Here is a 2,562-nt window from a genome sequence, read left to right on the forward strand (position 1 = left end):
GTCCACCTGACCGCCGGTGCCACCGAAATAGCGGTCACCGCTTTGCTCGGCGTTGACCTGTCCGGTGAGGTCGATCTCGACCGCGGAATTGATCGTCACCAGCTTGTCGAGCTTCGCCAGCACCGCGGCGTCGTGGGTGTAGTCGGCGCGGCGCAGACCAAGCTGCGGATTGCGGTCGGCGAAGGCGTAAAGGCGCCGGGTGCCGATCAGCGCGCCGGTGATCGACACGCCGGCATCGATGGGCTTGCGGGCATTGGTGATCACGCCGGCCTCGACCAGGTCCACCAGGCCGTCGCCAACCATGCCGGAATGCACGCCGAGATCGCGGCGGTCGGTGAGCAGCCGCAGCGTGGCGTCTGGCACGGCGCCGATGCCCACCTGCAACACGCTGCCGTCGTCGATGTAGCCGGCCAGGGTCTTGGCGATGGCCTGATCGGTCTCGCCGATGTTTGCCGGTTGCACTTCCACCGGCGTGCGCGAGACCCGCACGGCGCAGTCGATCTTCGAGGCCGGAAGCAGGGCGTCGCCGTGGGTGAACGGCACCTGGTCGTTGACCTCGGCGATCACCACCCGCGCCCTGGCGACGGCGGTCTGGATGAAATCGTTGATCAGCCCGTAGCTGTGGTTGCCGTCGGCATCCGGCGGACTGACCTGCACGAAGGCGACATCGCAGCCGATCAACCCCTGTTCGATCATCGGCGCGACCTGGCCAACATGGCAGGGAATGATGTTGAGCCTGCCCGCCTTGGTCAGGGAACGCAGCGCGCCGATGGCGCCCATGCTGGACAGGGTGATTCGCTCGCCGGCCTCCGGCGTGAGCACGCCGGAAAAGCTGGTGGCGGCGAAGGCTGACAGGTCTCCGATGCCCTCGGCCTGGGCAATCAGTGTTTCGATCAGCGACAGCGGCTCGCCGCAGGCCTGGCCCCAGACGATGTGGTCACCGGGCTTGAGCCAGGCGGAGAGGTCGAGGCCGGCGAGGTCGGTCGTCACCGTCATGCCTGCCCCGCCAGCTTGAGCAGCGCCTGGGCGCGGGCCAGATGGGGGCGGTCGAGCATGGCGCCGTTGTAGCCGATGGTGCCGGCGCCCGGATTCGCGGCGAACAGATCGACGATGGCGCGGGCCTCGGCGAGTTCTTCCTCGCTGGGCGAGAAGGCCTCGTTGATCACGTCCACCTGCGCGGGGTGAATCGCCAGCATGCCGCGGAAGCCGGCCTTGCGGACCCGGATCGCGCGTTCGCGCAGCCCGTCCAGATCGCGGAAATCGCCATGGATGGTTTCCACGGCGGCGATGCCGGCCGCGGCCGAACCCAGCAGACAAAGGCTGCGTGCCAGCTCATAGGTGAAACCGTAGCTGCCGTCCGGGTTGCGGTTCTCGCTGGCGCCGACGGCGTCGGCCAGGTCTTCGGCGCCCCAGCTCAGCGCGACCAGTCGCGGCGAGCCGGCGTACTGGCCGGTGGTGAACATGCCTTCGGCGGTTTCGGTGACCAGGGCGATGACCCGGGTGCTGCCCGGTTCGATGCTGTTGGCGACTTCCAGCGCGGACAGGTAGTGGTCCAGCGTTTCGACGTCGGCCGGGCCCTGCGACTTCGGCAGCATGATGCCGCCGGGGCGGCCCGGCATTACCGCGGCCAGATCGGTCAGTGCATGCGGGCCCTGCAAGGGGTTGATGCGAACCCACAGCCGGGAGCGGTCGTCACCCTGCGCGTTCAGGAAGGCGGGGATCAGCTCGCGGGCCTTGGGCTTTTCCGCTTCGGCGACGGCGTCCTCGAGATCGAAGATCACGATGTCGGCGTTGCCGGCGGTGGCCTTGTCCATCTTGCGTTCGCTGTCTCCGGGCGCGAACAGCCAGGAGCGGGCATGGAAGAGTTCTTCTTGGCTCATGGTCAGTAACTTTTCGGCAGGTCCAGAACCTTTTCCGCCAGAAAGTTCAGGATCATGTGTGGGCTGACGGGGGCCGTGCGCGGAATCAGCACTTCTCGCAACAGGCGCTCCACGTGGTATTCCTGCGCATAGCCCATCCCGCCCAGTGTCAGCATGGCCGTGTGGCAGGCTTCGAACGCGAACTCGCCTGCCAGGTATTTTCCGCTGTTTGCCTCCACGCCGCATTCGGCCCCCTGGTCGAACAGCGTCGCGGCCTTCATGACCATCAGATTCGCGGCTTCCAGTTGCGCCCAGCATTTCGCCAGCGGGTGGGCGATGCCCTGGTTCTGGCCGATCGGCCGGCCGAACACGATGCGTTCCCTGGCGTAGTCCGCGGCCCGCTGGATCGCCGCCCGCCCGATGCCGATGGCTTCGATGGCGACCAGCACGCGTTCCGGGTTCAGGCCGTGCAGCAGAATCTTGAAGCCCTGACCTTCCTCACCGATGCGGTCTTCCTCCGGCACCCACAGGTCGTTGATGAACAGCATGTTCGAGTCGACCGCATGCCGGCCCATCTTGTGAATCTTCTTGACCTCGACCTTGGCGCGGTCCAGATCGGTGTAGAACAGCGACAGGCCGTGCGTCTTCTTCTGCACGTCTTCCAGCGGCGTCGTGCGCGCCAGCAGCAGAATCTTGTTCGACA

General features: G+C 66.7%; 3 protein-coding genes. All 3 read right to left on the minus strand.

The genetic code is table 11. The features are described from left to right. Positions 1-996, minus strand: a 996-nt coding sequence (locus ABNS06_RS08640; protein ID WP_348673922.1) for an acetyl-CoA hydrolase/transferase C-terminal domain-containing protein, incomplete at its 3' end; no start/stop codon positions are given. Further along, complete coding sequence (locus ABNS06_RS08645; RefSeq protein WP_348673924.1) at positions 993-1,880, minus strand: CoA ester lyase; 888 nt, start codon at positions 1,878-1,880, stop codon at positions 993-995. The genes ABNS06_RS08645 and ABNS06_RS08640, both read right to left, overlap by 4 nt. A gap of 2 nt (positions 1,881-1,882) precedes the next feature. Then, on the minus strand, positions 1,883-2,562 hold a 680-nt coding region (locus ABNS06_RS08650; protein WP_348673926.1), incomplete at its 5' end, for an acyl-CoA dehydrogenase.

This window comes from uncultured Abyssibacter sp. (assembly GCF_964000955.1).
Lineage (GTDB): Bacteria > Pseudomonadota > Gammaproteobacteria > Nevskiales > OUC007 > Abyssibacter.